Origin of the sequence: Pseudarthrobacter sulfonivorans (assembly GCF_031454915.1) — a bacterium.
Classification (GTDB): domain Bacteria; phylum Actinomycetota; class Actinomycetes; order Actinomycetales; family Micrococcaceae; genus Arthrobacter; species Arthrobacter sulfonivorans_C.
The window spans coordinates 26067-48631 of record NZ_JAVDRS010000005.1 but is presented as its reverse complement, the minus strand read 5'-3'; the positions used below and the strand labels follow the sequence as shown (position 1 = coordinate 48631).

General features: G+C 65.3%; 24 protein-coding genes and 1 riboswitch. Of the genes, 11 read left to right on the top strand and 13 right to left on the bottom strand.

The genetic code is table 11. The features are described 5' to 3' along the window. Positions 1–92: 92 nt before the first annotated feature. Together J2808_RS12630 and J2808_RS12625 are read left to right on the top strand one after the other, a co-directional pair. Positions 93–797 carry an endonuclease/exonuclease/phosphatase family protein gene (locus tag J2808_RS12630; RefSeq protein WP_309817628.1) on the top strand — a complete coding sequence of 235 codons (705 nt, stop codon included), beginning with the start codon at positions 93–95 and terminating at the stop codon, positions 795–797. Between the two features lie 10 nt (positions 798–807). Then, complete coding sequence (locus J2808_RS12625) at positions 808–2514, top strand: SulP family inorganic anion transporter (protein ID WP_309816889.1); 1707 nt, start codon at positions 808–810, stop codon at positions 2512–2514. Positions 2515–2565: 51 nt separating this feature from the next. Here J2808_RS12625 and J2808_RS12620 read toward each other — a convergent pair whose 3' ends face one another. Beyond that, the gene (locus tag J2808_RS12620; protein ID WP_309816885.1) at positions 2566–3369 is read right to left on the bottom strand and encodes a thioesterase family protein; all 804 of its coding nucleotides are present in this window, start codon (positions 3367–3369) and stop codon (positions 2566–2568) included. A 162-nt stretch (positions 3370–3531) separates the two neighbouring features. On the opposite strand from J2808_RS12620, the gene J2808_RS12615 reads away from it, so the two are divergent. Then, positions 3532–4209 (top strand): endonuclease/exonuclease/phosphatase family protein, encoded by a 678-nt coding sequence (locus J2808_RS12615; RefSeq protein ID WP_309816882.1) that lies wholly within the window; start codon positions 3532–3534, stop codon positions 4207–4209. A 3-nt stretch (positions 4210–4212) separates the two neighbouring features. Here J2808_RS12615 and J2808_RS12610 read toward each other — a convergent pair whose 3' ends face one another. The 5 genes from J2808_RS12610 to J2808_RS12590 form a co-directional block, all read right to left on the bottom strand. After that, positions 4213–4788 carry an NUDIX hydrolase gene (locus J2808_RS12610; RefSeq protein WP_309816879.1) on the bottom strand — a complete coding sequence of 192 codons (576 nt, stop codon included), beginning with the start codon at positions 4786–4788 and terminating at the stop codon, positions 4213–4215. Between the two features lie 54 nt (positions 4789–4842). Continuing rightward, the gene (locus tag J2808_RS12605; protein ID WP_309816875.1) at positions 4843–5043 is read right to left on the bottom strand and encodes a DUF1918 domain-containing protein; all 201 of its coding nucleotides are present in this window, start codon (positions 5041–5043) and stop codon (positions 4843–4845) included. A 53-nt stretch (positions 5044–5096) separates the two neighbouring features. After that, positions 5097–5537: a DUF1810 domain-containing protein gene (locus tag J2808_RS12600; protein WP_309816873.1), complete on the bottom strand. Its 441-nt coding sequence runs from the start codon at positions 5535–5537 to the stop codon at positions 5097–5099. A gap of 204 nt (positions 5538–5741) precedes the next feature. Further along, positions 5742–6269 carry a DNA alkylation repair protein gene (locus tag J2808_RS12595; protein ID WP_397428049.1) on the bottom strand — a complete coding sequence of 176 codons (528 nt, stop codon included), beginning with the start codon at positions 6267–6269 and terminating at the stop codon, positions 5742–5744. Between the two features lie 9 nt (positions 6270–6278). Then, positions 6279–6641, bottom strand: a complete 363-nt coding sequence (locus J2808_RS12590) for a TraR/DksA family transcriptional regulator (protein ID WP_309816866.1) — start codon at positions 6639–6641, stop codon at positions 6279–6281. A gap of 191 nt (positions 6642–6832) precedes the next feature. Here J2808_RS12590 and J2808_RS12585 point away from each other — a divergent pair, with 191 nt between their 5' ends. Both J2808_RS12585 and J2808_RS12580 read left to right on the top strand, forming a co-directional pair. Beyond that, positions 6833–7219, top strand: a complete 387-nt coding sequence (locus J2808_RS12585) for a cupin domain-containing protein (protein ID WP_309816864.1) — start codon at positions 6833–6835, stop codon at positions 7217–7219. 530 nt (positions 7220–7749) lie between these two features. Beyond that, a riboswitch (cyclic di-AMP (ydaO/yuaA leader) is annotated at positions 7750–7919 on the top strand. Between the two features lie 3 nt (positions 7920–7922). Continuing rightward, entirely contained in the window at positions 7923–8756 is an 834-nt protein-coding gene (locus tag J2808_RS12580) for a LysM domain-containing protein (protein WP_309816858.1), read from the top strand. 66 nt (positions 8757–8822) lie between these two features. Here J2808_RS12580 and J2808_RS12575 read toward each other — a convergent pair whose 3' ends face one another. Further along, positions 8823–9794: a dienelactone hydrolase family protein gene (locus tag J2808_RS12575; RefSeq protein WP_309816855.1), complete on the bottom strand. Its 972-nt coding sequence runs from the start codon at positions 9792–9794 to the stop codon at positions 8823–8825. A gap of 79 nt (positions 9795–9873) precedes the next feature. Beyond that, a complete protein-coding gene (locus J2808_RS12570) occupies positions 9874–10767 on the bottom strand; it encodes a ribonuclease Z (protein WP_309816852.1) in 894 nt (297 codons plus the stop codon). A gap of 130 nt (positions 10768–10897) precedes the next feature. On the opposite strand from J2808_RS12570, the gene J2808_RS12565 reads away from it, so the two are divergent. Next, the gene (locus tag J2808_RS12565; RefSeq protein WP_309816849.1) at positions 10898–12103 is read left to right on the top strand and encodes a globin domain-containing protein; all 1206 of its coding nucleotides are present in this window, start codon (positions 10898–10900) and stop codon (positions 12101–12103) included. 17 nt (positions 12104–12120) lie between these two features. Here J2808_RS12565 and ribA read toward each other — a convergent pair whose 3' ends face one another. Beyond that, on the bottom strand, positions 12121–13995 hold the full coding sequence (gene ribA / locus J2808_RS12560; protein ID WP_309816847.1) for a GTP cyclohydrolase II RibA: 1875 nt from the start codon (positions 13993–13995) through the stop codon (positions 12121–12123). A gap of 129 nt (positions 13996–14124) precedes the next feature. On the opposite strand from ribA, the gene J2808_RS12555 reads away from it, so the two are divergent. Continuing rightward, a complete protein-coding gene (locus J2808_RS12555) occupies positions 14125–14622 on the top strand; it encodes a MarR family winged helix-turn-helix transcriptional regulator (protein ID WP_309816844.1) in 498 nt (165 codons plus the stop codon). 87 nt (positions 14623–14709) lie between these two features. Continuing rightward, the gene (locus tag J2808_RS12550; RefSeq protein WP_309816840.1) at positions 14710–15468 is read left to right on the top strand and encodes an SDR family NAD(P)-dependent oxidoreductase; all 759 of its coding nucleotides are present in this window, start codon (positions 14710–14712) and stop codon (positions 15466–15468) included. A gap of 15 nt (positions 15469–15483) precedes the next feature. Here J2808_RS12550 and ppk2 read toward each other — a convergent pair whose 3' ends face one another. Further along, positions 15484–16419, bottom strand: coding sequence for a polyphosphate kinase 2 (gene ppk2, locus J2808_RS12545; RefSeq protein WP_309816838.1), 936 nt, complete (start codon positions 16417–16419; stop codon positions 15484–15486). 291 nt (positions 16420–16710) lie between these two features. On the opposite strand from ppk2, the gene J2808_RS12540 reads away from it, so the two are divergent. Next, positions 16711–17607: an SDR family NAD(P)-dependent oxidoreductase gene (locus J2808_RS12540; protein ID WP_309816835.1), complete on the top strand. Its 897-nt coding sequence runs from the start codon at positions 16711–16713 to the stop codon at positions 17605–17607. A 14-nt stretch (positions 17608–17621) separates the two neighbouring features. Here the strand turns inward: J2808_RS12540 and J2808_RS12535 are convergent, their stop codons facing one another. Further along, positions 17622–18356, bottom strand: coding sequence for an NUDIX hydrolase (locus J2808_RS12535; protein ID WP_309816832.1), 735 nt, complete (start codon positions 18354–18356; stop codon positions 17622–17624). Between the two features lie 103 nt (positions 18357–18459). Here J2808_RS12535 and J2808_RS12530 point away from each other — a divergent pair, with 103 nt between their 5' ends. Together J2808_RS12530 and J2808_RS12525 are read left to right on the top strand one after the other, a co-directional pair. Continuing rightward, a complete protein-coding gene (locus J2808_RS12530) occupies positions 18460–19509 on the top strand; it encodes an SPFH domain-containing protein (protein ID WP_309816829.1) in 1050 nt (349 codons plus the stop codon). Positions 19510–19518: 9 nt separating this feature from the next. Next, the gene (locus J2808_RS12525) at positions 19519–20418 is read left to right on the top strand and encodes a diacylglycerol kinase catalytic domain-containing protein (RefSeq protein WP_309816825.1); all 900 of its coding nucleotides are present in this window, start codon (positions 19519–19521) and stop codon (positions 20416–20418) included. Between the two features lie 13 nt (positions 20419–20431). On the opposite strand, the gene J2808_RS12520 is transcribed toward J2808_RS12525, so the two are convergent. Together J2808_RS12520 and J2808_RS12515 are read right to left on the bottom strand one after the other, a co-directional pair. After that, positions 20432–21652: a wax ester/triacylglycerol synthase domain-containing protein gene (locus tag J2808_RS12520; protein ID WP_309816822.1), complete on the bottom strand. Its 1221-nt coding sequence runs from the start codon at positions 21650–21652 to the stop codon at positions 20432–20434. Positions 21653–21821: 169 nt separating this feature from the next. Further along, complete coding sequence (locus J2808_RS12515; RefSeq protein ID WP_309816819.1) at positions 21822–22364, bottom strand: flavodoxin domain-containing protein; 543 nt, start codon at positions 22362–22364, stop codon at positions 21822–21824. Positions 22365–22565 lie beyond the last annotated feature (201 nt).

Sequence of the window (22565 nt, the reverse complement as noted above, 5' to 3'; positions counted from 1 at the left end):
CGAACGGACTGTTACGTCCCGTCCCCCGCCGGGTGGCTACACTCAGGAACTGGCTGCACCCCCGACACTCCCTTTGGAGAGGCAATCCACTGATAAAAGTCATTAGCTACAACCTTCGCAAGCACAAGGCCAGCGGGGAGCTGGTCGCTTTGGCCCAGGACTTCGGCGTCGATGCGCTGTGCCTGCAAGAATGCGACACCACTGACCTGCCGGACACGCTGGGTCAGCTGCAGTTGGCCGATTCGACCAAGGGAAACCGGCTGGGGCTGGCCATCTACTACCGGCCTGACCGCTTCACCTCGCACGGGACCCAGACTTTTGCGCTCAAGAAGTCGTTGCACGACATGGTCCTGGCGCCCGCGCACGAGCGGCTCATCGGCACACGCGTGCGGGACAACGAGACCGATCACGAACTTGTCATTGGCTCGTTCCACGCCGCGCCGCTGACGGCCACCAACTCGCTGCGGCGCAACCAGATCAACGCGGCACACAAGGAACTGCTGGGGATGGGGACGGGCCTGATGACCCTGATGGTGGGTGACTTCAACTATCCGTTCTTCACGAAGAACCTCACTGAACACATGAAGGATTCGGGCTACGAACTCTCCCTCAGCAACCGCAGGACGTACACGCGGTACAAAATGTTCAAGGGCCACTTCGACTTCGCCACGTCCCTGGGCCTGAACATCGAGAACGTGGAAACGCTGCCCCGCGGCGCTTCGGACCATCTGCCCATCCTGGTGACCGCCGAATACGGCCAGGACTCAACCCCCGTGCAGGAGCCCCCGGCTTCCTGACGGTATCTTTTTGGAGGCACGCGTGCGGCACGGCTGGATCAGCAAGGCACTACCGGTCGTTGGCGTGGTGCGTGGCTACAAACGGTCCTGGCTGAAACCGGACCTGGTGGCCGGGGCCGCCCTGAGTGCGGCCCTGGTGCCGGCCGGGATGGCGTACGCCGAGGCCAGCGGGCTCCCTGCCGTGAACGGGCTGTACGCCTCGGTGATACCGATGATCTTCTACGCGCTGTTCGGCCCGTCCCGGGTTGTCATTGTGGGGCCGGATTCGGCATTGGCGCCCATGATCGCAGCCGCCATCCTTCCGCTGGCCGGGCAGGATCCGGAGAAGTCGGTGGCCATGGCCGGGGTGCTGGCCATCCTGATCGGCCTGTTCCTGATCGCCGGCAGGGTCTTCAAGCTCGGTTTTGTGACGGGATTGCTGTCCCGGCCCATTCGCGTCGGATACCTGAACGGCATCGCGCTGGCGGTCACCGTCAGCCAGCTTCCGCGGCTGCTGGGGATAGACGTCTCCGCCGATGGCCTCTTTGAGCGCCTCACGTCCCTGGCGGATGCCATCCTTGGCGGGGGTATCAATCCCGTCGCGCTTGCTGTGGGAGCAGGGAGCCTTGCCGTCATTGTTGCCGGGCGCTTTCTTCCGTGGAAGGTGCCCAGCGTGCTGTTTGCCGTGGCGGGGTCCATCGCCGTTGTGGCCGCACTCGGCCTGGCCGGGCAGCTGCCCATAGTCGGGGCACTGCCGCAGGGGCTCCCGGCCCCTGCCCTGGGCGGCATCGGCATGGAAGATGTCCTGTCGCTCGTGGGCCCTGCAGCAGGCATCGCGCTGATCGCTTTCGCGGACACCTCCACCTTGTCCAAGAGCCTGGCAGCGCGCCGCGGGGTGAGGGTCAACGGCAACGAGGAAATGGGGGCATTGGGTGTCGCCAACGTGGCAACCGGCGTGCTGGGCGGCTTTCCGGTATGCGGCAGTTCCTCACGCACACCCATAGTGCTCGACGCCGGGGCGAAAACGCAGCTCAGCGGTGTGGTGGCGGCCTTGCTCGTGGTTTTGTTTATGGTTGCCGCGCCGGGGCTGACGGCGTTCCTGCCAACCGCCACCCTCGCCGCCGTAGTAATCGTGGCGGCGTCGTCGCTGGTAGACGTCAGGACCCTGGTGCGCCTCGTCAGGATGAGCCGGACGGAGGCCCTCCTGCTGGTGGTCACCTTCCTCGGCGTCGCCTTTGTTGGAGTGCTGCCAGGAATTGCCCTGGCCATTGGACTGTCCCTCCTGGCCTTTGTCCAGCGCGCCTGGGATCCGTACCGCACCGAGCTGGCCAGCCTGGCAGACGTTCCAGGCTTCCACGACCTGGACCGGCATCCCGAGGGGCGGCGGGTACAGGGCCTGGTGATTGCCCGCTTCGATGCACCGCTCTTCTTTGCCAACGGGGAAGTCTTCGCCGAGCACATCCGCAGCCTGGTGGAGGGCGCCCCATCGCCGGTGAAGTGCGTCATCGTGGCGGCCGAGCCGATCACGGGCCTGGATACAACGGCACTGGACGAGCTGGTCCAGCTCGACGACGAACTGGCACAGGACGGCATCAGCATGGTCTTCGCGGAAATGAAAGGACCGGTCAAGGACCGCCTGATCCGGTTCGGAGCGGGCGCACGCTTCGACGCCGACCATTTCTTTCCCACACTGGACAAGGCGGTTGACAGCTACAAGCGAGACGCCGGCGTCGAATAGTCACCGAGGTCGACTATTCACGGGAGGCGAGCAGTTCCGGGCAGCCACCCGTCAGGTCTGGCGGAGCGTCAGGATCTGTTCAGCGCGGCCGAAAGGCCCCTGGAGATCATGGAGGACGGTGGACGTAAGGCCGATACCGTCGGTGCCGAAGGAGACGGCGTTGTCCAGGCCAAGCCATTCGCCCCCGGGCCTGCGGTACATGTGGATCTGCAGGTCCAGATTCGGAAAGGCATAGCTGCCCTCCCCCGGGGTGACCCTGGCCGCAATCCCGTTGGCTGTGTCCACGAGGCCCATCAGGCGGGCGAAGTCACCGCTGTCTGCTTTATCCGTCAAGGGGTGCTCAGAGCGCAGCCAGACCGTCCCGGCACCATGCCGGTGCCCCTCGGCAACGCGCATCTCCAGGGAACGGATGTACCCGCCTGGCCAGATCGCGGCGCCGTCGAACGGTTTGCAGTCATCCGGCGCCGGAATGGGCGCATCCTCGACGGCGGCCACCGCGGCGGTGTCACTGGTGATCATCCGCCAAGCCGTGGCACGGATGGCCACGCGGCCGTTGGCCACGAGTTCTGCCTGCAGCAGCTCAATAGTCCGGCCGGGGCGGAGGATGGTGCTTTCGATGCTGAACTCACCACCGGGAATCAGGCCAAGGATCTCGTAGCTCAGGCGGGCCATCCGCATGTCCGTGCGGGGCTCGTGCCGCTCCAGGCAGTCAGCCATCAGTCCCGCGGCCGGCGCCATATGCTGTTCGTGCTCGTTCCAGGCGCCTTGTGCGTGGATTGTGGAGCGGAAGTGGCCGGCACCCAGAGACTGGTAGTAGAAGGGACCCTCGGCAAGTTCAGGCAGTTCCTTGGTCAACGTTGGCCCTTTCTGATGTTCTGGGTGAATGATGATTAACTCTATCTGGTGCCGCGGACCAGGAGTGACGAGGGCAACAAAATGTTGGCGCCTGCGGGACCCTCCCGGACTAGACTCTGAAATTGGTCCTGTCCGCGGCCCTCAAAGAGAGGTGTTCCACGAATGCGCGTCATCAGTTACAACCTTCGGAAGCACAAGGCGAGCGGCGAACTCCTCGCCCTCGCAAAGAATTTTGGCGTCGACGCGCTGTGCCTGCAGGAAGTGGACTCGGGCGACCTGCCAGACACGCTGGGCCCGTTGCACCTCGCGGACACCACCAAAGGCAATCGGCTGGGACTGGCCATCTATTACCGCTCCAGCCGGTTCACCGCCGTGGACACGCAGTCCTTCGCGTTGAAGAAATCTGTCCATGACAGGGTGCTGGCGCCGGCCCATGAACGGCTCATCGGAACACGCGTCCTAGACAATGAGACCCAGCACGAGCTGGTGATCGGCTCGTTCCATGCGGCACCGCTGACGGCGTCCAACTCGCTGCGAAGGAAGCAGATCCATGCGGCGCACGCGGAGCTGCTGAGCATGGGCAGCGGCCTGATGACGCTGATGGTGGGCGACTTCAACTACCCGTTTTTCACCAAGGGGCTGGATGCCCACATGAAGAACTCGGGCTACGCCCTGTCGCTGAGCAACCGCCGGACCTACACCCGGTACAAGGTATTCAAGGGGCATTTCGACTTCGCCACGTCCCTGGGCCTGGACATCGCCAGCGTTGAAACCCTCCCGCGGGGCAAGTCCGACCATCTGCCCATCCTGGTCAACGCGGAGTACGGCAAGGACTACTGACGCCTACTCTTGCTGATGGCGCGCGTCTTGCTGAGTGCCCGCGCCTGGATACTCCGCGCCACGATACTCCAGGAGGCGTGGCCGCAGATTCGGCCAGGCTTTGGCGAAGCCGGGGTGCAGCTCCTTCCGTTCCACATCGTCCAGCGGTACCCACTGAAGTTCGAGGCTTTCCGGATCGCTGATCACCGGCTCGAACGGTGCCGTCACCAGGACCACAACGGTGGTGTAGGTCCAGTAGCCGACGTCCAGCACCGAAGTGTAGAGCACGTCCACACCGTCCGCCGGCACCGCCGCCTCCTCGTGCGCTTCGCGGAGCGCACCCGTGACGGCGTCCTCGCCCTGATGCAGGGCCCCACCGGGCAGACCCCAGGTTCCTCCGTTGTGGCTCCACAGAGCCCGGTGCTGGAGCAGAATCCCCTTGCCGGGATCGTACGCCAGGACGCCCGCCGCACCGAACCTGCCCCAGAACTTGCCTCGGTCACCCTCCACCCATGCATCACCGGGGTTCCGCGGACCAGCCAAGGCAGGGGGAACCCGGGAACTGGCATCAGGGGACGTGGCAGTCAGGGAATGATCCATGCCCCAAGTCTGACAGGTGCGCGCCCATCCCCAGGCGCCACACGACGTCCCGTGTCAGCCGGCCTGGCCTGCCTGCCCGCGTTCGACGGCGAAATCACCGCCGGGGTACATCACCGTTTCGTGTCCGTCATCGAACCGGACCAGGTACGGCGGATGGCCTTCCTGGCCCCGGACTTCCACGATCACCCCGTGCCGGTCGGACGATCCCACCGTCCTCCCCCGGACGATGATCCTGTCCCCTTGCGCTGCCTCCATGGCAATCACCTCCAAGCCCCAGAGTACGACTGACGGGGACCCGCCAACAGGGGTCAATCCCTGCCCGCCGCGAGGAGCGCGTCCGTGGCGGCATCCGGTTCACCGTCGAAGAACTGCGCCAGCACCGTCTTGAAAACAGTCTCGCCGGGCGCAGCACGCAGGAAGAGCGTCATGGAGGAGTGCAGTTTCCTGGCGTCCATCCTGCCGAGGATGTCGACGGCGGACCCGCCGGAGTGGGTGGCGATGGCCAGGCTGCATTCGAGCAGCCGAGGCCCCAGGACGTCATGCTTGAGGTATGCCTGCGCTTCAGCCAGCGAACTGATGGCGTATTTGACGGACGTGGGGCTGCTGCCAAGGCCGGCGATCTGCGGAAAAATGAACCACATCCAGTGGCTGCTCTTCTTGCCGAGCTGCAGCTCCGACACTGCCTGCTGGTAGGTCCCGCCGCTGTCCTGGGCTTCAACAAAGCGTTCCAGGTTGTAGGGGTGGCCCATGTGCTCCTCCTTGTCTTAGCTGTGCGTGGTCTCCGGGATATTTGGTATTGATTGTGTTCAGCCTTGGGTGGTGGATCCTGTCCTGCGACGGACGCAACCCCCAAGAGTCGTGAAGCCTCAGCCTAACCGGACGTGAACCCTGTGCAGGGACGTTTCTCGATGACAGCGGGACGTCGCCTCCACCGGGTGGCTGTGTGCGGTCTCCTAGGCGGACCGGGCAGTGATCTCAGCGGCGAGGGTTGCAGCGTGGCGGATCCACTCGTCAGGATCCAGGTGCCAGCGCGCGATCACCACGCCTGCGCGTTGGCGGTCAGCACCATCCAGCGCCGCCAGAAGGGGAACTACAACGTCGGCGATCAGCGAGTCCACCAGGGCGGCAGCATGCGCCGACCGGATGAAGCCCTCCAGCCTGGTCAGGTCGGAGTGGCGCAGCAGTGCCACCCGGGACTGCAGCAGCACCACGGCAGCGAGGCGGCGTTCATAGACCGGCCGCCGGCCTGGGCCCGGCTGGCCCCAGAGTTGTGAGGCCAGTGCCGTCACCTCATCGTGGGCAAGGCCCTTGAACTTCCTGCAGGCATCACGGATGGTGCCCCTCACGGCTCCCACTGATGCGCCGTAGGAAGACAGAGCCCCGCCCACGCGTGACTCCACTTCCTCTGCCCGGTACCAGGTGCCTTCATTTTGCAAGGTGGTGTCGATGAAACCGGCTGCATCCTGTACTGCTTGATTCACTGGCGCCACCTACCGCCCCTGGCGCCCGGCCGCTGCGTGCTCGATGCAGTACGGCGTCCACGGCCGGGCCTCCAGCCGGCCCTCCGCGATCGGCTGGCCACAGACCATGCACACGCCGTATGTGCCGTCGGCGAGTCTCTGCAGGGCAGCTTCAACCTCTCTAAGTCCGGTACTGCTCTGGTTCAGCAGCGCCGACGCCTGGGACAGCTCGAAGGCAATGGTTGCGCCCTCAGGGTCGTGTTCGTCATCCACGTTGGAGTCCTGGCGGGCAGCATTGGCCGAGGAGATGTCAGCCCGCAGCGCAGGCAGCAGGGCCAGTTTCCGGCCCCGCTCTTCCTCGAGCAGGATCCGGAACCGTTCAAAATCAGCCATGGGGCAAGCCTAGCGCCGGCACGTCCGCCATCTTTGCTCCATGGCGGGGACAACTGTCCACGCGGACACAAATTAGGTATCGACAAGCGCCGCCGGGCGGAGCATGCTGGCATTCGTAAGCGCCGCAGATGCCGTCTGGCAGCCAGGGACAGACAGCTGGCAATCACACTTTCGGAGAAAGTCGGCAAGCCATGCCTACAAACGTCGTCACCCAGATGGCCGTAAAATCCCACGATGCTCCCGACGAGAAGCGCCGTCCGGACAAAACCGAAGTGGACATCGTCAACCTTGGCGATTTCACCGTTGGACGGTTCACGTTCCAGCCCGGCTGGCGCTGGTCCGACTGCATCAAGCCGGTGGTGCACACCGATTCGTGCCAGAACAACCACGTGGGCTACTGCGTTTCCGGGGCGCTCGCGGTAGAAACCACGGACGGCAACCGGATCAATATCAGCGCCGGGGATTCCTACACCATTCCGCCGGGCCACGACGCCTGGGTTGAGGGCAGCCAGGCGTTCGTCGGCATCGAATTCCTCAGCGCCGCGGAGTTCGCCAAGCCGACAGGCGGCACTGCCTAGCAGCGGCGCCCCCTTCTGGCCGGAGGCGTAAGCAGGGATTCGGGCCGCAGCCTTGGCTGCGGCCTCCCTTGTTGGTGCCGCCGGTCTGACATGACGGCGCCGCGATCGACCTGATCCGAACATCCCAACCCTGGTGACCTCCTCCGCCTGCCCGCCTCCCCTTGCCTGGCCTTTTCAACGTCCTGCCACTACGGATGGCCACCCGGCGCAGCTTCGTCAGCGGTGTGCGCCGGCACGGATGATAACGAAGTGGCGACGGCCACAGCCAGTACTGGCGGTGGCCGGATAGCGTCATTTTTTGGGCAATCAGGGACAAAGTTGCTGAGCGGACCTGGCATATAAGGATTCCGGGCCCTGACCTGCACCGTCGTAGCCGCTGCAGCAGGAATCGGCATGCACACAAAGGTGTCTTTAGGCCCTACATTCCGTTATCGGAATGTGACATTGGGCGAAAACAGCCGCTATGGTCGTTCGGTGCCCTGGTTCAAAGCCAGGACATTCCCGTCAGTATGCCGAGCCCTGCCGCTGACCCGGGACCCCAGCGCAATTCAACTGGCAGGGACGGGGGAACCACGTTTCCACGGCTTCATCAGAAGCCTTGGGGTTAAGTCGTAACGTCCCGTCCTGCACGGCGGCGTACGGCCGGGTGTCTCCGACCCGAACCCGACAGCTCACCCCGCAGGCATGGGAGAGGCGATCAACCATGTCCAAGAATTACACTTCCGCACGCCATCGTGCAGCCACCACCACCACCACGTCCCGCGCACTGAACATCGCTCGGCCAGCCCTTGTAGTCGCTGCCGCTTCCGGCCTGTTTTTCGGCTTCAGCGCCCCGGCCCAGGCCGGCGTCCACGCACCTGACAACTCCGGAACGGCCAACGTTCAGGCAAAGGCAAGCGCACCGGCAGCAGCCGCGGCCCCGGCCGCGGCCAAGGTCCACACCGTCGTCTCCGGCGACACACTGGGCCAGATCTCCGCCACCTATGGCGCAGCCCTCAACGATGTCCTGGCCGCCAACGGGCTGTCACTGACGTCGATCATCTACCCAGGCAACCAGATTCAGATCCCCGGCGCCGGCCAGGCAGCACCGGCTCCGGCAGCCCAGGCTCCCGCAGCCCAGGCAGCACCGGCTCCTGCTCCGGCAGCCAAGGTTGCCGCTGCCCCGGCCGCTCCCACCAACACCGGCATCAAGCTGGCGTCAACCTCGGTGCCTGTCCAGGCCAAGTCCGGCGCAGCCGGCTCGGCAATCCTGGCTTCCGCCTACTCGCAGGTCGGAGTGCAGCAGGACTGCACCGCCATGGTGGAGAAGGCACTCCGCTCCGTCGGCAAGAGCGTGGGCGACCTGGCACCCGGCCAGTTCTTCCAGTACGGAAGCGTTACTGGCACCCCCGCCCCGGGTGATCTGGTGATCACCGCCGGACACGTCGGCGTCTTCGCCGGAAACGGAAAAGTTGTCAGTGGCGGCGTGGACGGCTTCAAGACCGAGGTCCACTCCCTCACCTGGCTCCAGGGCGCTTCCTTCGTCCGCGTAGCGTGACCCCAGCCCGTTGGACGGCGGCGCGCGGCACCCAGCCCCGCGCCGTCGTCGGCCGCTGTTGCGTACTTAAACGTGCTGCTCAAACCAGGACAATGTGTCATTCCACGCAGCAGTCGCCTGGGTCTCGTTATAGCGTTCCCCAGTGTCATTGTGAAAGGCGTGGTCAACGCCCGGATAGACGGTGAGCTGATGCGTCACAGTAGTGGCGTCCAGGGCATCGCGAAGGGCCTGTAACGCGCCGGTGATCCGCTGGTCGCGTTCGGCGTACACTCCGAATACCGCGGCCTTGATGGCTGAAACCTTGTTCAGTTCCGGGGCCGGACCGTAGAACGCCGCCGTGGCTTTCAGGCCCGGCAGCTGAGTTGCCGCCTGCCAGGTGATGCCGCCGCCGAAGCAGTACCCATTCATGGCGATGCGTCCGGAGTCCACGAAGTCCTGGGCTTTCAGGTAATCAAAGGCTGCTGCGAAATCGCCAACATGCCTCGCTGCGCCGGCGCCGGTAAGCGCACCCGATACGGCGTCGGAATCCAGGCTGGCCGTTCCCCCTTCCCTGCTCAACAGGTCAAGGGCCAGCGCCGCGTACCCGGCCTTGGCAAACCGGCGCGCCACGTCCAGGATGTGCGGGGTCAGCCCGCGGTTCTCGTGGCAGACCAGCACCGCGGGGCCTGCCGCACCAGACTCCGGCCGGGCGAGGTAACCGCTGATGTCGGTTCCGCCGGCAGCGAGCCGGACTGTCGCCGTCGTCAGCCCTGCAGCGCCCTCCGGAACGGACAGTGGGCTTTTCGCCCCCGGTACCGGTCCCGCGGAAGTGGTGGCGGCGCCCGTGGTCGAAGCTGTGGGCGTGGGCATCGGGTCTGTGCCGCGTGGCACCTCCTCGGGCGTGCAGCCCACCAGCAGCATGGCGGCCGATGCCGCAGCCATGCTGCCCATAATGAAGGCGACCCGGCGGGTGAACGTTCGATGCGTTATGGCCCCGGCACGGTAATCGTCGAAGAATTCCTCGATCAGGTACCGTTCAAACTTGCCAAGCTGGACCATGGTTGGCCTCCTCGCGTGAGGCTAATATCCTGCTCCGAAGCCGGACGTCCTGCAAGGGCACACAGCATTTCCGGGACCGCTAGGGCAACCGCCGCCGTTTCGGGAAGGCAATCCGGTCAAGGTCGTGGGCTGCGATGACTGTCGTGCTGCGAGCGCGGCCCCGCGCCTGGTCCTCAAGCCCGGTGACGTCGTCGCCATGCCGCGACGAGAAGTGTGTCAGGATCAGCGTGCCGACGGCGGCGCTGGCCGCCAACTCCCCGGCCTGCCCGGCGGTGAGGTGGCAGTATTGTTTGGCGAGTTGGCCGTCGTCGTTACTGAAGGTTGACTCCGCCGCCAGGAGATCCACCCGGTCCGCCAGTTCCTCGGCACCCGCGCAAGGGGCCGTGTCCATCACGAACGCAAAGCTCTGTCCCCTGCGGGGAACGCTCACATCGTCCAGGCGGACACCGCCCAAAACTCCTCTGCGCTGCAGGAGCCCCACGTCGGCGCCGTGGATCCCGGCCGCGGCGAGCTTGTCCGGCAGGAGACTGTGGCCATCGGGTTCACCCAACCTGTAGCCGTACGTTTCGATGCGGTGCTTCAGGGGCTGGACCTGCAGGCCCGGAGCTATCGTTCCGGCGCCACCATGCGGGTACAACCTAAGGTCAATTCCGGGCGTGCTGACGGACACCAGGGCGCGGACCACGTCCTCCCCCGAGGCCGGGTAGTGCAGGTGGACTGGATGGCCTACCCCGTCCAGGGCCATCCGGGACAGCACGCCCGGCAATCCGTAGCAATGATCACCGTGCACGTGGGTAAGGCAGATGCGCGTGATCTGAGTGGAAGGCACCCCGGCGTAAATCATCTGGCGCTGCGTTCCCTCCCCGGGATCAAAGAGCAGGCCCTCACCATCCCACCGCAGCACATAGCCATTGTGGTTACGGGTCCGCGTGGGGACCTGGGAGGCTGTGCCGAGGGCAATGAACTCACGCATGGAACCGAGTGTCCCACTGCACGTTGGCTACATCCATAAGTCCCTTCTCCATGTTCGGCCGGACTGCTACATTGTCACCGCCAAGCCGGTTCACTGCTGGGTTCAGCCGGTCACCACGGAAGGACGCATCATGCTCTCTGACACTTCCCGCCCCGTTATCCAGGCAACGCTGCCTGTGGTGGCTGAACACATTGAGGAGATTGCCACACGGTTCTACAGACATATGTTCGAGGCGAGGCCGGACCTGCTTGATGGCCTGTTCAACCGGGGAAACCAGGCTGACGGCCGCCAGCAACAGGCGCTGGCCGGATCCATTGCCGCCTTCGCCACTTACCTCATCGAAAAACCGGATCAGCTGCCCGATCACCTGTTGTCCAGGGTCGCGCATAAGCACGTCTCGCTGGGCCTGAGTCCGGACCAGTACCAGACCGTCCACGACCACCTGATGTGGGCCATCGTGGACGTACTGGGAGAGGCTGTCACGCCCGAGGTCGCTGCGGCCTGGGACGAGGTCTACTGGCTGATGGCGAACCTGCTGATCAACAAGGAACGCGGTCTCTACGGCGCGGTGCACCTCTCACCGGAGACCATCTGGCGGACGTGGCGGGTGGCGCAGCGCATCCAGGAAACGGCGGACGTGATCACTTTTGTGGTGGAACGGATTGACGAACGGGACGTGAAGCCGTCCCTGCCCGGACAGTACGTAACCATCAAGATGCCCATGAAGGACGGCGTGCACCAGCCGCGGCAGTACAGCCTGACCCGCGCCGATGAGGGGCAGCACCGGCATTTCGCGGTCAAGAGGGTCCATGGGCTTCCCACCCCCGACGGCGAGATGTCCAACCTGCTGCACCAGGACGTCAGGGCCGGGGACGAAGTGGTGCTCTCCGCACCGTTCGGCGATGTGGTGCTGGAGTACACCGACCGGCCGGTGGTCTTGGCCAGCGCAGGCATCGGCATCACCCCCATGGCCGGGATGCTCTCGCACCTGGTGAAGGCCGGGTCGCAGCGCCAGGTGGTGCTCCTGCATGCCGACGACAGCCCGGATGCGTTTCCACTTCGCCGGCAGGTCACCGAGGATATCGGCCGGCTGGCTGATGGATCCCTGCACACTTGGTTCATTAACGCTGCCGGGGACCAGCCATCCGGTTCCACATTTTCGGGCTTCATGGACGTCAACGCCGTGGAACTGCCGATGGATGCCGAATACTACCTCTGCGGCCCCCTGCCGTTCCTGCAGGCAGTAAGGAGCGACCTCATCGCCAACGGGGTCCCGGCCAAAGACATCCAGTACGAAGTGTTCGGCCCGGATCTCTGGCTGGCCGACTTCCAGTAGTTCCGATGCGGAGCCGGCTAGAACTGCTCGGTCGGAATGGTAAATCCGAAGTCCAGGAGTCCGCGGCCGGCCTGTTCCAGGATGGGGTCCATGGTCAGTGAGGCATGGTTGAGCAGCACGTTAACGTCGCGCTGGATCCGCTGGAGCGGGTGCGCCAGCCGGTGAACGCTGCCACCGGAGCCGGTCAGGACGAGGCGGACTGCCTCGGCCGAGGCCTGGCCGCTGAGGCCAAGGGAGAGCCGGTACTGGGCGCGCTCCTCGTCGGAGAACGCAACTGCCTGGCGCCCGAAGGCAGCGGACACCACGCGGACCGCTTCCTCCCAGTGCAGCCGCGCGGTGGCAACCTGGCCATAGGCCTGGGTGAACCTGGCCCGGGCCAGCGGCGAATCAGCCTGGCGCTTCTCCACCGTCTGCTTGACCTTGCGCACCATCATCAGGTTCCGGAACTCCTCCAGGGCGTGCTCTGCTGCACCCAGGGCGGCCGCCGGCGCAACCATGTTCAGGAACGTGGCCATGGGGATGTGGATGGTGGGATCCGGATGAATGTGGCTGCCCGGGTTGTCAGCGGCGGCCAGCAGGTTCCACTCCAGGGCGCGGTGGGCGGGGACAAAGAGGTTCTCTGCCCGGAGGTCATTGCTTCCGGTCCCCCGCAGGCCGGCAGTGTGCCACACGTCCAGCAACTCAAGATCCTTGATGGGAACCAGGCATTGCATCCGGACAGTGCCATGCTGCACGGCCAGCAGCGCCCAGTCCGCATGCATCACGCCGGAGGCAAAGCTCCAGCGGCCGGAGATGGAGAATCCGCCGGGCACCTTCTCCGCTGAACCTGGAGGGGCGCCGGTTGCGGCAGCCAAGGGGGACGGCCCGTTGGCGAAAACTTCGTCCTGTGCTTCCTGCGGCCACCGTGCCAGCATCCACACGTGTTCTACGAGGTGACCAACACTCCAGGCCGTGGAGACACAGCCCTGGGCAAGGCTCCGAACCACCTGCACGTAGGTTTCGAGGCCCATCCCGAAGCCACCTACGGCCTTCGGGGCGAGCATCTGGAAGACTCCGGCAGCCTTCAATTCGGCGATGGTTTTTTCGGGGATGCGCCGGAGCTGTTCGGTCTCCCCGGCACGCTCCCGCAGCCGGGGAATGAGGGCATCCACCCGCGCCAGGAGCTCGTCATGGGTAGGAACGGCTGCGGCCAGCGCAGGAGTATCTTTCGCGGGAAGGTCTTCGGCCGGGAGCTCGATGGTGTGCGCTGTATGGTTCCGCTTCGCTGCCAGGTAGCGGAGGTTGGCTTCGGAGAGGTGCACTCCCGTGGGGACCTGCTCGGTCACATCAACGCCGAGGGCTGACAGTTGCCCCACCTTGTCCGGGTTGTTGGTGAGAAGGCGGATCCGGCCGGCACCGAGCGCGCCAAGCATCTGGGCGGCGGCACTGTAATCCCGCTCGTCCTCGCCGCGGCCCAGCGCCACGTTGGCTTCGTAGGTGTCCAGGCCCGTGTCCTGCAGGGCATACGCGTCGAGCTTGGAGTACAGGCCGATGCCACGACCCTCCTGGCGGAGGTACAGCAGGAAACCGCCGACGGCGGCAATCTCCTCCACGGCCTCGCGCAGCTGGGGACCGCAGTCGCAGCGCTCGCTGCCGAAGACGTCGCCGGTGAGGCATTCGCTGTGCAGCCGGACCAGCGGGGCGGCACCTTCCGGCCCCTGGTCCAGGAGGGTCTGCTCCCAATGGCCGAGCCCCAGCAGCAGGTGTTCCTTGCCATCGGCCAGGCCGTGGAAGGTCATCACCTCGGCGGTGGCCGCGAAGCCATCCGGGAAGCGCAGCGGGACCGTGACCTGGCTGCGCACCGTTGCAGGTTGTTCATATGGCCGTGCGACGGTCTCGGTCATTACGGTCATCTGAGCTCCTCAGGAAAGTCCGGCAGTACTTGAATGTTGAAGTAAACAGTACGGGCGATTGGTTCACGACGCAAGTGATTATTCAGACACAAAACTTCACTCATGAAGTAAATGGCGTAGAATTGGCGAATGGAAAATCCCGTTGGGCCCCGCTGGCTGGACAGCGATGAACGCGAGGTCTGGCTAACCCTCGTGGGCGTGATGATGAAGCTGCCCAGCGCGCTGGACGCCCAGTTGCAGCGGGATGCCGGACTGAGCCATTTTGAGTACATGGTCCTGGCGGGCCTGTCTGAAGCGCCGGAACGGACGCGCCGGATGAGTGACCTGGCGGGCTTCACGGAGTCGGGCCTCCCGCGGCTGTCCCAGGTGGTGGGCCGGCTGGAGAAGCGCGGCTGGGTGAGCCGCTGCACGGATCCTTCCGATAGGCGCATTACGCTGGCCACCCTCACCGACGAGGGGCTGGAGAAGGTCGTCGAGTCCGCCCCGGGTCATGTGGAGGCCGTCCGGAACCTCGTGTTTGATCCCCTTACCAAGGCACAGTCCCGGCAGTTGGGCACCATCGGCAAGCGCATCATGGGCGCCGTTGACCCGGAGGACCGGTGTCTGCGGAGCAGCGGCCTGACCTGAGTCGCCTGGAAGCGGTAGCGTGAAGCCCAACCCTCGCGGGTGAGCCGCCGCGGACCTTCTGCGGTGCAGATCGGAGGGGAACTCAACATGGCACAGTTCACGGGCAAGGTGGCACTGGTCACCGGCGGCGGCTCCGGCATTGGCGAAGCAGTCTGCAAGGATCTCGCCACCAGGCGCGCCAGCGTCGTCGTCACCGACATCAACCTGGAGGCTGCGCAGCGCGTGGCGGATGAGATTGTCGACGCCGGCGGGACGGCTTCGGCGGTACGTCAGGACACTGCCAGGAAAGAGGACTCCGAGATGGTGGTCCGCCACGCCGTCGATACTTACGGCGCCCTTCATCTGGCCGTCAACAACGCCGGCATCGGAGGCAAGCAGGCCCCCGCCGCTGAAACCGATCTGGAGGAGTGGGACAAGGTCATCGGCATCAACCTTAACGGCGTGCTCTACGGGATGCGTTACCAGATCCCGCAGATGCTGGAGGCCGGCGGCGGGAATTGCGCCATCGTGAACATGGCATCAGTGCACGGCACTGTGGCCGCCCCGGGCAACGGCGCCTACACGGCGGCCAAGCACGGCGTAGTAGGGATCACCAAAAACGCCGCCGTGGAGTACGGGGCGCAGGGCCTGCGTATCAACGCTGTTGGCCCGGGCTACATCCGGACGCCGCTCCTTGAAAGCAGCCTCAGTCCCGAAGTCCTCTCGGCGATCGAGGCCAAACACGCCCTCGGCCGGCTCGGCACCGCCGAGGAAGTGGCCCATCTCGTCAGCTTCCTCCTGTCGGAGGAAGCATCCTTCATCACCGGCGGCTACTACCTTGTCGATGGCGGCTACACGGTCGTCTGATGACTCCGGCAGGGTTCAGTCGCCCACGGCGTCACGGCCGCGGCGCACAATGAGCGGATCGGGTTTCTGAAGCACTGATGTGTCCTTATCGTCGTAGTCGAACTGATTGAGGAAGAAGCGCATGGCGTTGATCCGGCCGCGCTTCTTGTCGTTGGACTTGATGGTCATCCAGGGCGCGTGGTCTGTGTCCGTGCGCAGGAACGTCTCCTCCTTTGCCCGCGTGTATTCCTCCCACCGGTCCAGCGAAGCCAGGTCCACCGGCGAGAGCTTCCAGCGGCGCACAGGGTCAATCTGGCGGATCGCGAAGCGCGTGCGCTGCTCGTGCCTGGTCACGGAAAACCAGAACTTGGTCAGGTGGATTCCCGAGTCCACCAGCATCTTCTCGAACAAGGGGGCCTGGCCCATGAAGGTGGAGTAGTCCTGGTCAGTGCAGAAACCCATGACCCGTTCCACGTTTGCCCTGTTGTACCAGGAGCGGTCGAACAACACGATCTCGCCTGCCGTGGGCAGGTGCTGGATGTATCGCTGGAAATACCACTGGCCCTGTTCTCGGTCCGATGGTTTGCTCAGCGCCACGGTCCGGGCTGACCTGGGATCCAGATGCTCGGTGAAGCGCTTGATGGTCCCGCCTTTCCCTGCGGCATCGCGGCCCTCGAAAACCACCACGTTCTTGAGGCCGTGGTCCTGGCCCCAGTACTGGAATTTCAACAGTTCCACCTGCAGCCGATATTTCTCCAGTTCGTATTCCTCGCGTGACATCCGTTCCTCGTAGGGGTAGTCCTCGCGCCAGGTCTCCACGGCCGAACCACCGGGATCGATCAACTCCGGGTCCTCGCCTTGTCCGCCGCGCACCGTGTACCCCAGCTGCACCAGCCGATCTATGGCCTCACGCAGGTTATCCCTGACCCACCACTGATCTGCCGGCCTCCAGGCGTCCCCGTCCAGTACCACGAACCCTCCTCCCGCCCATATCCGGATAGTCTCACGAACACGAAGGCTGGAAAAGTGCCTGATTGTGTAGCAGCCTCCAGCCGTGATCAGCCGTAAAATATAACTAGACCGGCGGCGGCAGAGCCGGTGGTTGTTCCCCCCAACAACCCGCAACGGCTCACCCCCCAGCCCGTCGCCGGTCCCACACCCCGGCCCGGAGCTGGCATTGGCGCGCCCGCGGCGCCAACGCGAGGCGTTGGTCCACGGCGCAAGAGCGTATCCCGGGCATGGCAGGCGTCAGGAGGCGAGGTGATGGCGTCGATGGATGGCACTCTTGCCCTGGTGACAGGAGCCGGGGGTGGTCTGGGATCAGCTGTGGCAGCCGGCCTCGCGCGCGAAGGCGCCAAGGTGGTGGTGGTGGGGCGTTCCACAGCACGGGCGGAAACAGCGATGAAAAGTATCCGCGGGCAAGTGCCCGGAGCCGTGCTGGAGCCACTTGTTTGTGATGTCTCAGTCCAGTCCTCGATCCGGACGGCAACGGCTGACTTCCTGTCCCGCCATGACAGGCTCGATGTGCTCATCAACGCCGCGGGTGTATTCCGCAAGGAGCGCCAAGTGACCCCGGACGGGCTCGAACTGACCTTCGCCACCAACGTGATGGCCTACTTTCTGCTGACCAATCTGCTGCTCGGCGCGCTGACGCACGCGGCCGCACCCGGAGTGGCATACGAAGGACCTCCAGGCCACCCTGCCCAGGCGCCGCGAACGTCGCGGATCGTCAATGTCGCCTCCAGATACGGCAACGCAAAGCTCAACTTCGATGACCTCCAAACGGCGAAGGGCAAGTACAGCTACCTTCGGTCTACTCCGCCCACAATGCTCGCCCGCGTTCTCCTCACGCAGGAGTTCGCTGAGCGCCTGCGCGGTTCAGGGGTAGTGGCCAATGCCGTTCATCCGGGACTGATCAGGAACACGTCCCTGCTGCAGGACGTCGGGGGCCCCTTCCGCTGGATCACCAACGCTTTTGGTGCACCGGCCGAAAGAGCTGCGGACACACCGCTGTGGCTCGCCACGTCACGCGAAACCGCGGCGGTTTCCGGAAAGCTGTGGGCGAAGCGGCAGGAGCTCCCGACGCCGGGCATGGGCTCGGACCCCGAAGCCCGCCACCGCCTGTGGAACACGTGCGTGCAACTGGCAGACCTGCCGTAACCTAACGCGCGGAGTCAGGCCCGAGACCGCATGAGCGGCGGGTTGAGAACGGCTCTTGTTGGTTGACCCGCAGCCGGGCGGGCTGCCGCGGCCAGCCGGAAAAGTGCGGCGGGCCGCCCGGTATCGCCCGCCGTCATCCGCCCGGTGTCCTCCAGGAAGTCAGGCGTTCCTGTTGCCTTGCGGTGAAAATTCCGGGGGTCCAGGTGTGTACCCCAGACCGCCTCATACACTGCACGGAGCTGCGCGACGGTGAACTCATCGCCGCAAAAGGCCGCCCCCAACGGCGAGTATTCGAGTTTTGACTTCGCCCGCTCCACAGCGTCCGCGATGATCCGCTCATGGTCGAAGGCCAGCTGCAATGCGCCATCAAGGACCTGGCCAACGGGATACCAGGCCGCGTGCTCGGCGTCGCTCCCTGCCGAGAGGACAGGAAAGTCGGGCGCGAGCAGCAAATGGGCAACCGTGAGGACGTCCCCGCGCGGGTCGCGTCCTTTGGGACCATAGCTGCCCAATTGCTCCATATAGCCCGGGAGATTCCCGACGCCGGTCTCTTCCGCAAGTTCCCGGCTCGCCGCCTCAAGCAATTCCTCCCCAGCCAGGACGAAACCTCCGGGGAGGGCGAGCTGTCCGCGGAAGGGATCGATAAGGCGCGTTATCAGCAGGACGTTGAGCACGCCGTCGCGCACGGTGAGGGCGACGACGTCGACAGTCACGGGGAAGCGCGCGGGCGGCGAAGGGGTTGCGGGCATGAAGCCATATTAGGTAATTATCGTCACCTTGACAATAAGTAGTCCTGAACCCTATCGTGTTGTTATCGTCAAAGTGACGAAAAGAAAGACTGAGGAGAATCCCATGGCCAGCATTAAGCGCTACCCCTGGATCAGCCACTTCCTGGGCAGCCCCACCGGCTACGTCGTGCACCTGCAAAAAGGCCAGGTCAAGCACCAGGGTGTGGGCCAGGCCTTCTGGTTCCGGCCTGCGAACTCCGTCCTCAGCGAGGTTCCTGTGGATGACCAGGAACTGCCCACGCTCTTCCACGCGATCACCCGGGACCACCAGGATGTGAGCGTCCAGGCCAACGTGACCTACCGCTTTATTGATCCTGTGTCAGTGTCCAGCCGGCTCGACTTCGGCCTCCAGCCTGCAGGCTCAGCGCCGGCCACGGGACGCGAGCAGGTGGCCACCATCATCGGCCAGCTGTGCCAGAGCCACGCGATCGACCAGATCGCCACCACCACGCTCGCCGAGGCGCTTGAACGCGGCGTAAGCCAACTCCGCACCGTCCTGACCGATGCGCTCCGCACCGACACCCGGCTCCTGTCCACGGGCATCGAGATCCTTGGTGTGCAGGTCCTGGCCGTCCGGCCGGAATCCGACGTCGAACGGGCCCTGCAGACGCCAGTCCGCGAAAAGCTCCAGTCCGAAGCGGACCGCGCGGTGTACGAGCGCCGGGCCGTCGCCGTCGAGCGCGAACGGACCATCTCGGAGAACGAGATGGCGAGCCAGATCGAACTGGCCACCCGGCGCGAACACCTGGTTACCCAGGAGGGCGCCAACGCACGGCGCCAGGCCGAAGAAAAGGCCGCTGCAGGACTCATCGAGGCGCGGGCCTCGGCCGAACGCCAGGACATCACCACCTCCGCCGAAGCAAACCAGATCCGGCTGGTGGGAGAGGCCGCAGCAGCACGCGAAGCTGCCACCATGGAGGTCTACCGGGACATGGAGCAGGCCACGCTGCTTGCGCTGGCCCTGCGTGAGGCCGCCGGGTCGCTCCCCAACATCGGCAACCTCACCATCACTCCGGACCTCCTCAGCGGGGCACTCGCTGGCCTGTTCCGGGAGCCGGCGGGCGCTGGTGTTCCGGCTGCTGCAGCCAGCACCGCCGGCCGCATCGAAAAATAGGATCCCACCGTGGCAAATCCCCGCCTCGTCTTTGTCCACCGGCGCACCGAGCTCCAGGAATTACTGGACCGGCATGCCACCCGGGGCCAGGCCGAATTCTTCCTCCGCACGCGGGGCCGCAGCATGCAGGATGTCCAGGAGCGCCATGACAGGCTCACGGTGGCCCTGGCTTCCCTTCGGGCCGCGGTTCCTGCCGAATGGCGGCACGCCGAAGTGGAACGCACGGACCTCAGCCGCTTCCTGCTCACCCCGGAGGACGTCATCGCCGTGGTTGGCCAGGACGGGCTCGTGGCCAACGCGGCGAAATATCTCAACGGCCAGCCCGTCATAGGGATCGATCCTGAGCCCGGCGTGAACCCGGGCATCCTGGTGCGGCACACGCCCAAAGCTGCGGCAAAGCTCCTGCAGGCCGCGTCCCTGGCCGGGCCTGTGAAAGGGCTGCGCTGTCAGGAACTCACCACGGTGACCGCGCGGCTCGACGACGGCCAGGAACTGTCAGGACTCAACGAGATTTTCATCGGACATGCCTCACACCAGTCCGCCCGGTACCAGCTCAGGGCACCGGGGGGCCACACGGAGCGCCAGTCCTCCTCCGGCGTGATCGTCTCCACCGGCACGGGCGCCACGGGCTGGTGCGCATCGATCGCCCTCGAACGCGGCGGACGCCCGCTGCCGGCGCCAACGGATTCCCGGCTCGCATGGTTCGTCCGTGAAGCCTGGCCCTCCCCCATTACCGGAGCCGCCCTGACCGAGGGCGTCCTGGCGGCGGGCGAATCGCTCCGCGTCACCGTTGCCTCCGACCAGCTGGTGGTGTTCGGCGACGGAATGGAAGATGACCGCCTCACCGCGTCCTGGGGCCAGGAAATCGCAGTGCAGTTGGGCGAAAGGCCGCTGCGCCTCGTGGTGTAATTGCGTCGGGCCCTCACGCGCCCAGCTGCGCCAGCCCCTCGGCCACAGCGCCCGCGAAGAGCGCTCCGGGCACGTTGTCCGCGTCGAAATGGATGCCGCAGTGGAGCCGGCCGGCGTATGAGACAGCCGCGACGCCCAGCCGGACGTTGGCGGCAAGCACGGCAACCGGCCAGATCGCGGCGACCGGTGCACCTGCGAGGTGAAAAGTGCCGACCGGGCCTGGCACGTTGGTGACGAATCCTGCGACGAGATGCTGCCTTCGAGCCATATGATCCATGATTCGTGCGCCGACCGGGCCGCGCATGAACTCGAGTGTTCCCTGCTCCCTCGCCCGCACTTTCTCCCTCCGCGTCTGTTCCGCGATGAGCCGGACGCGTTCGTCGGGTCCGGCCTCGCCGAGCGGCAGCCGCACGAGCATGACCCCGACTTGGTTCGCCGATTTCCCGCGGCGCTGCAGCGCGACCGGCACTGAGACGGGTAGCCGGGCGGGGATCCGCTCGCCGGCGGCAGACAGCACCGCGCGGTAGCCCAACGCCACTGCAGCGAGCAGGGCGTCATTGACGGTGGCACCGGCCGGCCGGACATGCGTCTCGAGCGCAAGAAGGTCGGCATCCAGGAACACCACCCCGCGATGAGGACTACGCTCACCAAGCAGCACCGTGGGACCCACCTCACGGCCGCTCAGGGTCAGCCGGATGCGGTTCAGACCGAATCCGAGCCGCCCAAGGACATGCCGCAGGTCGCGTCGCCGTGCCTGCCCCGGCACCCGGACACCCGGCACGTGCGCCGACAATCCGGGTGATTCCACGGGGTCGAAGAGCCGCTGTACGATCGCTGTCGCCGCCATCCCGTCGGCGACAGCATGGTGGATGCGCAGCACCAACCCGATCCCTCCCACGGCCGCACCCGGCACCACCAGAATCTCCCAGAGTGGGCGGTCCAGTCCCAGCGTCGCGCTCATCAGCTCCCCGCACGTCTGCTCGAAGCCAGTGAGCCCATCGACGGTCTCGATGACACGGATGTGGTGCTCCAGGTCGGGCGGCGTCTCGATCCAAAGGTGCCGGCGGCCTGAGGCAACAGCCATCTTCCGGAGCTGTGGCAACGTTGCGATCCGCTCGCGAAGGGAAGCGCGCAGGGCGGTCAGGTCAGGCCTGCCATCGGGACCGACAAACCCGCCCGCGCTCAGCAGCACGGCGATGAGGAACACGTTGACCTGACCCGCGTGGTCAAGCACCAGGTTCGCCTCGTCGACCGCGGCGAGCCGGTGTGTCGCCGGGCGCAGGCAGGAAGGGTAGCAGCAGGTCCAGGCAGCGTGAGGGGTCCAAAGCATAGGGTCGGGTGCCTCCGTTTCCTATATTCGGGCCCTGCCGGGCGGTGGCACGCAGTGCGGCCGGGACGGGAAGCTAGGGCGTGATGTTCCCTGAAGACGTGGAAGAGGGTTTGGCGAGTTCGGCTGTAATTTCATCCGTCCAGGCGTCGACAGCCGCCCAGTTCCGCAGGTCGCCGAACCGGCCACCGGTAAGCCGGAACAAGACCCTCAGTAGTGCCGGCATCTGATCGGACTGGTAGACGCCGGAGAAGATCGTGTCGCCCCGAAGCGGGATTTCCTGCGGCAGAAATCCCCTGAGGCGTTTCTGCTGCAGTTCCGCAGCGCGCTTGCGAAACGGCTTTGGCAAGGCGTCGACCATCCCTACGCTGAAGGCCCAGCTGGGTCGTTTAGCCAGCTCGGGTGCAAGGCGGGTCAAGAACTGCGCGGCCGTGGGCAGCCAGGACTGGTTGTGGATGGCACTGCCGACTATGACAGCTTCGTATCCGGAGACAGACCCGACCTCCTCCACGGAGCGGCAATCGACCGGGCCCAGCGCAACCGCCATGCGGGAGGCCATATGTTGAGCCATCTCCCGGGTGGAACCACGCTCGCTTGCATAGGCAACCAGAACAGTCATCGCCAAGTCTCCTTCCCATCTCAGTTTCATGGAAGCTGAGCCGGTTCGAACGTGCCAAAAGTCCCGACGCGGGTAGCCGTGCACATACTAAACAGGTACCCACCACTCGTGTTCCTGCGCGGGCTTCCTCATAGTGTGGATCACGGGGTCGGCGGTGAGTGGTGCGGGCCGAGACCGCGCGCACCGCCCCCAGCCACCGTC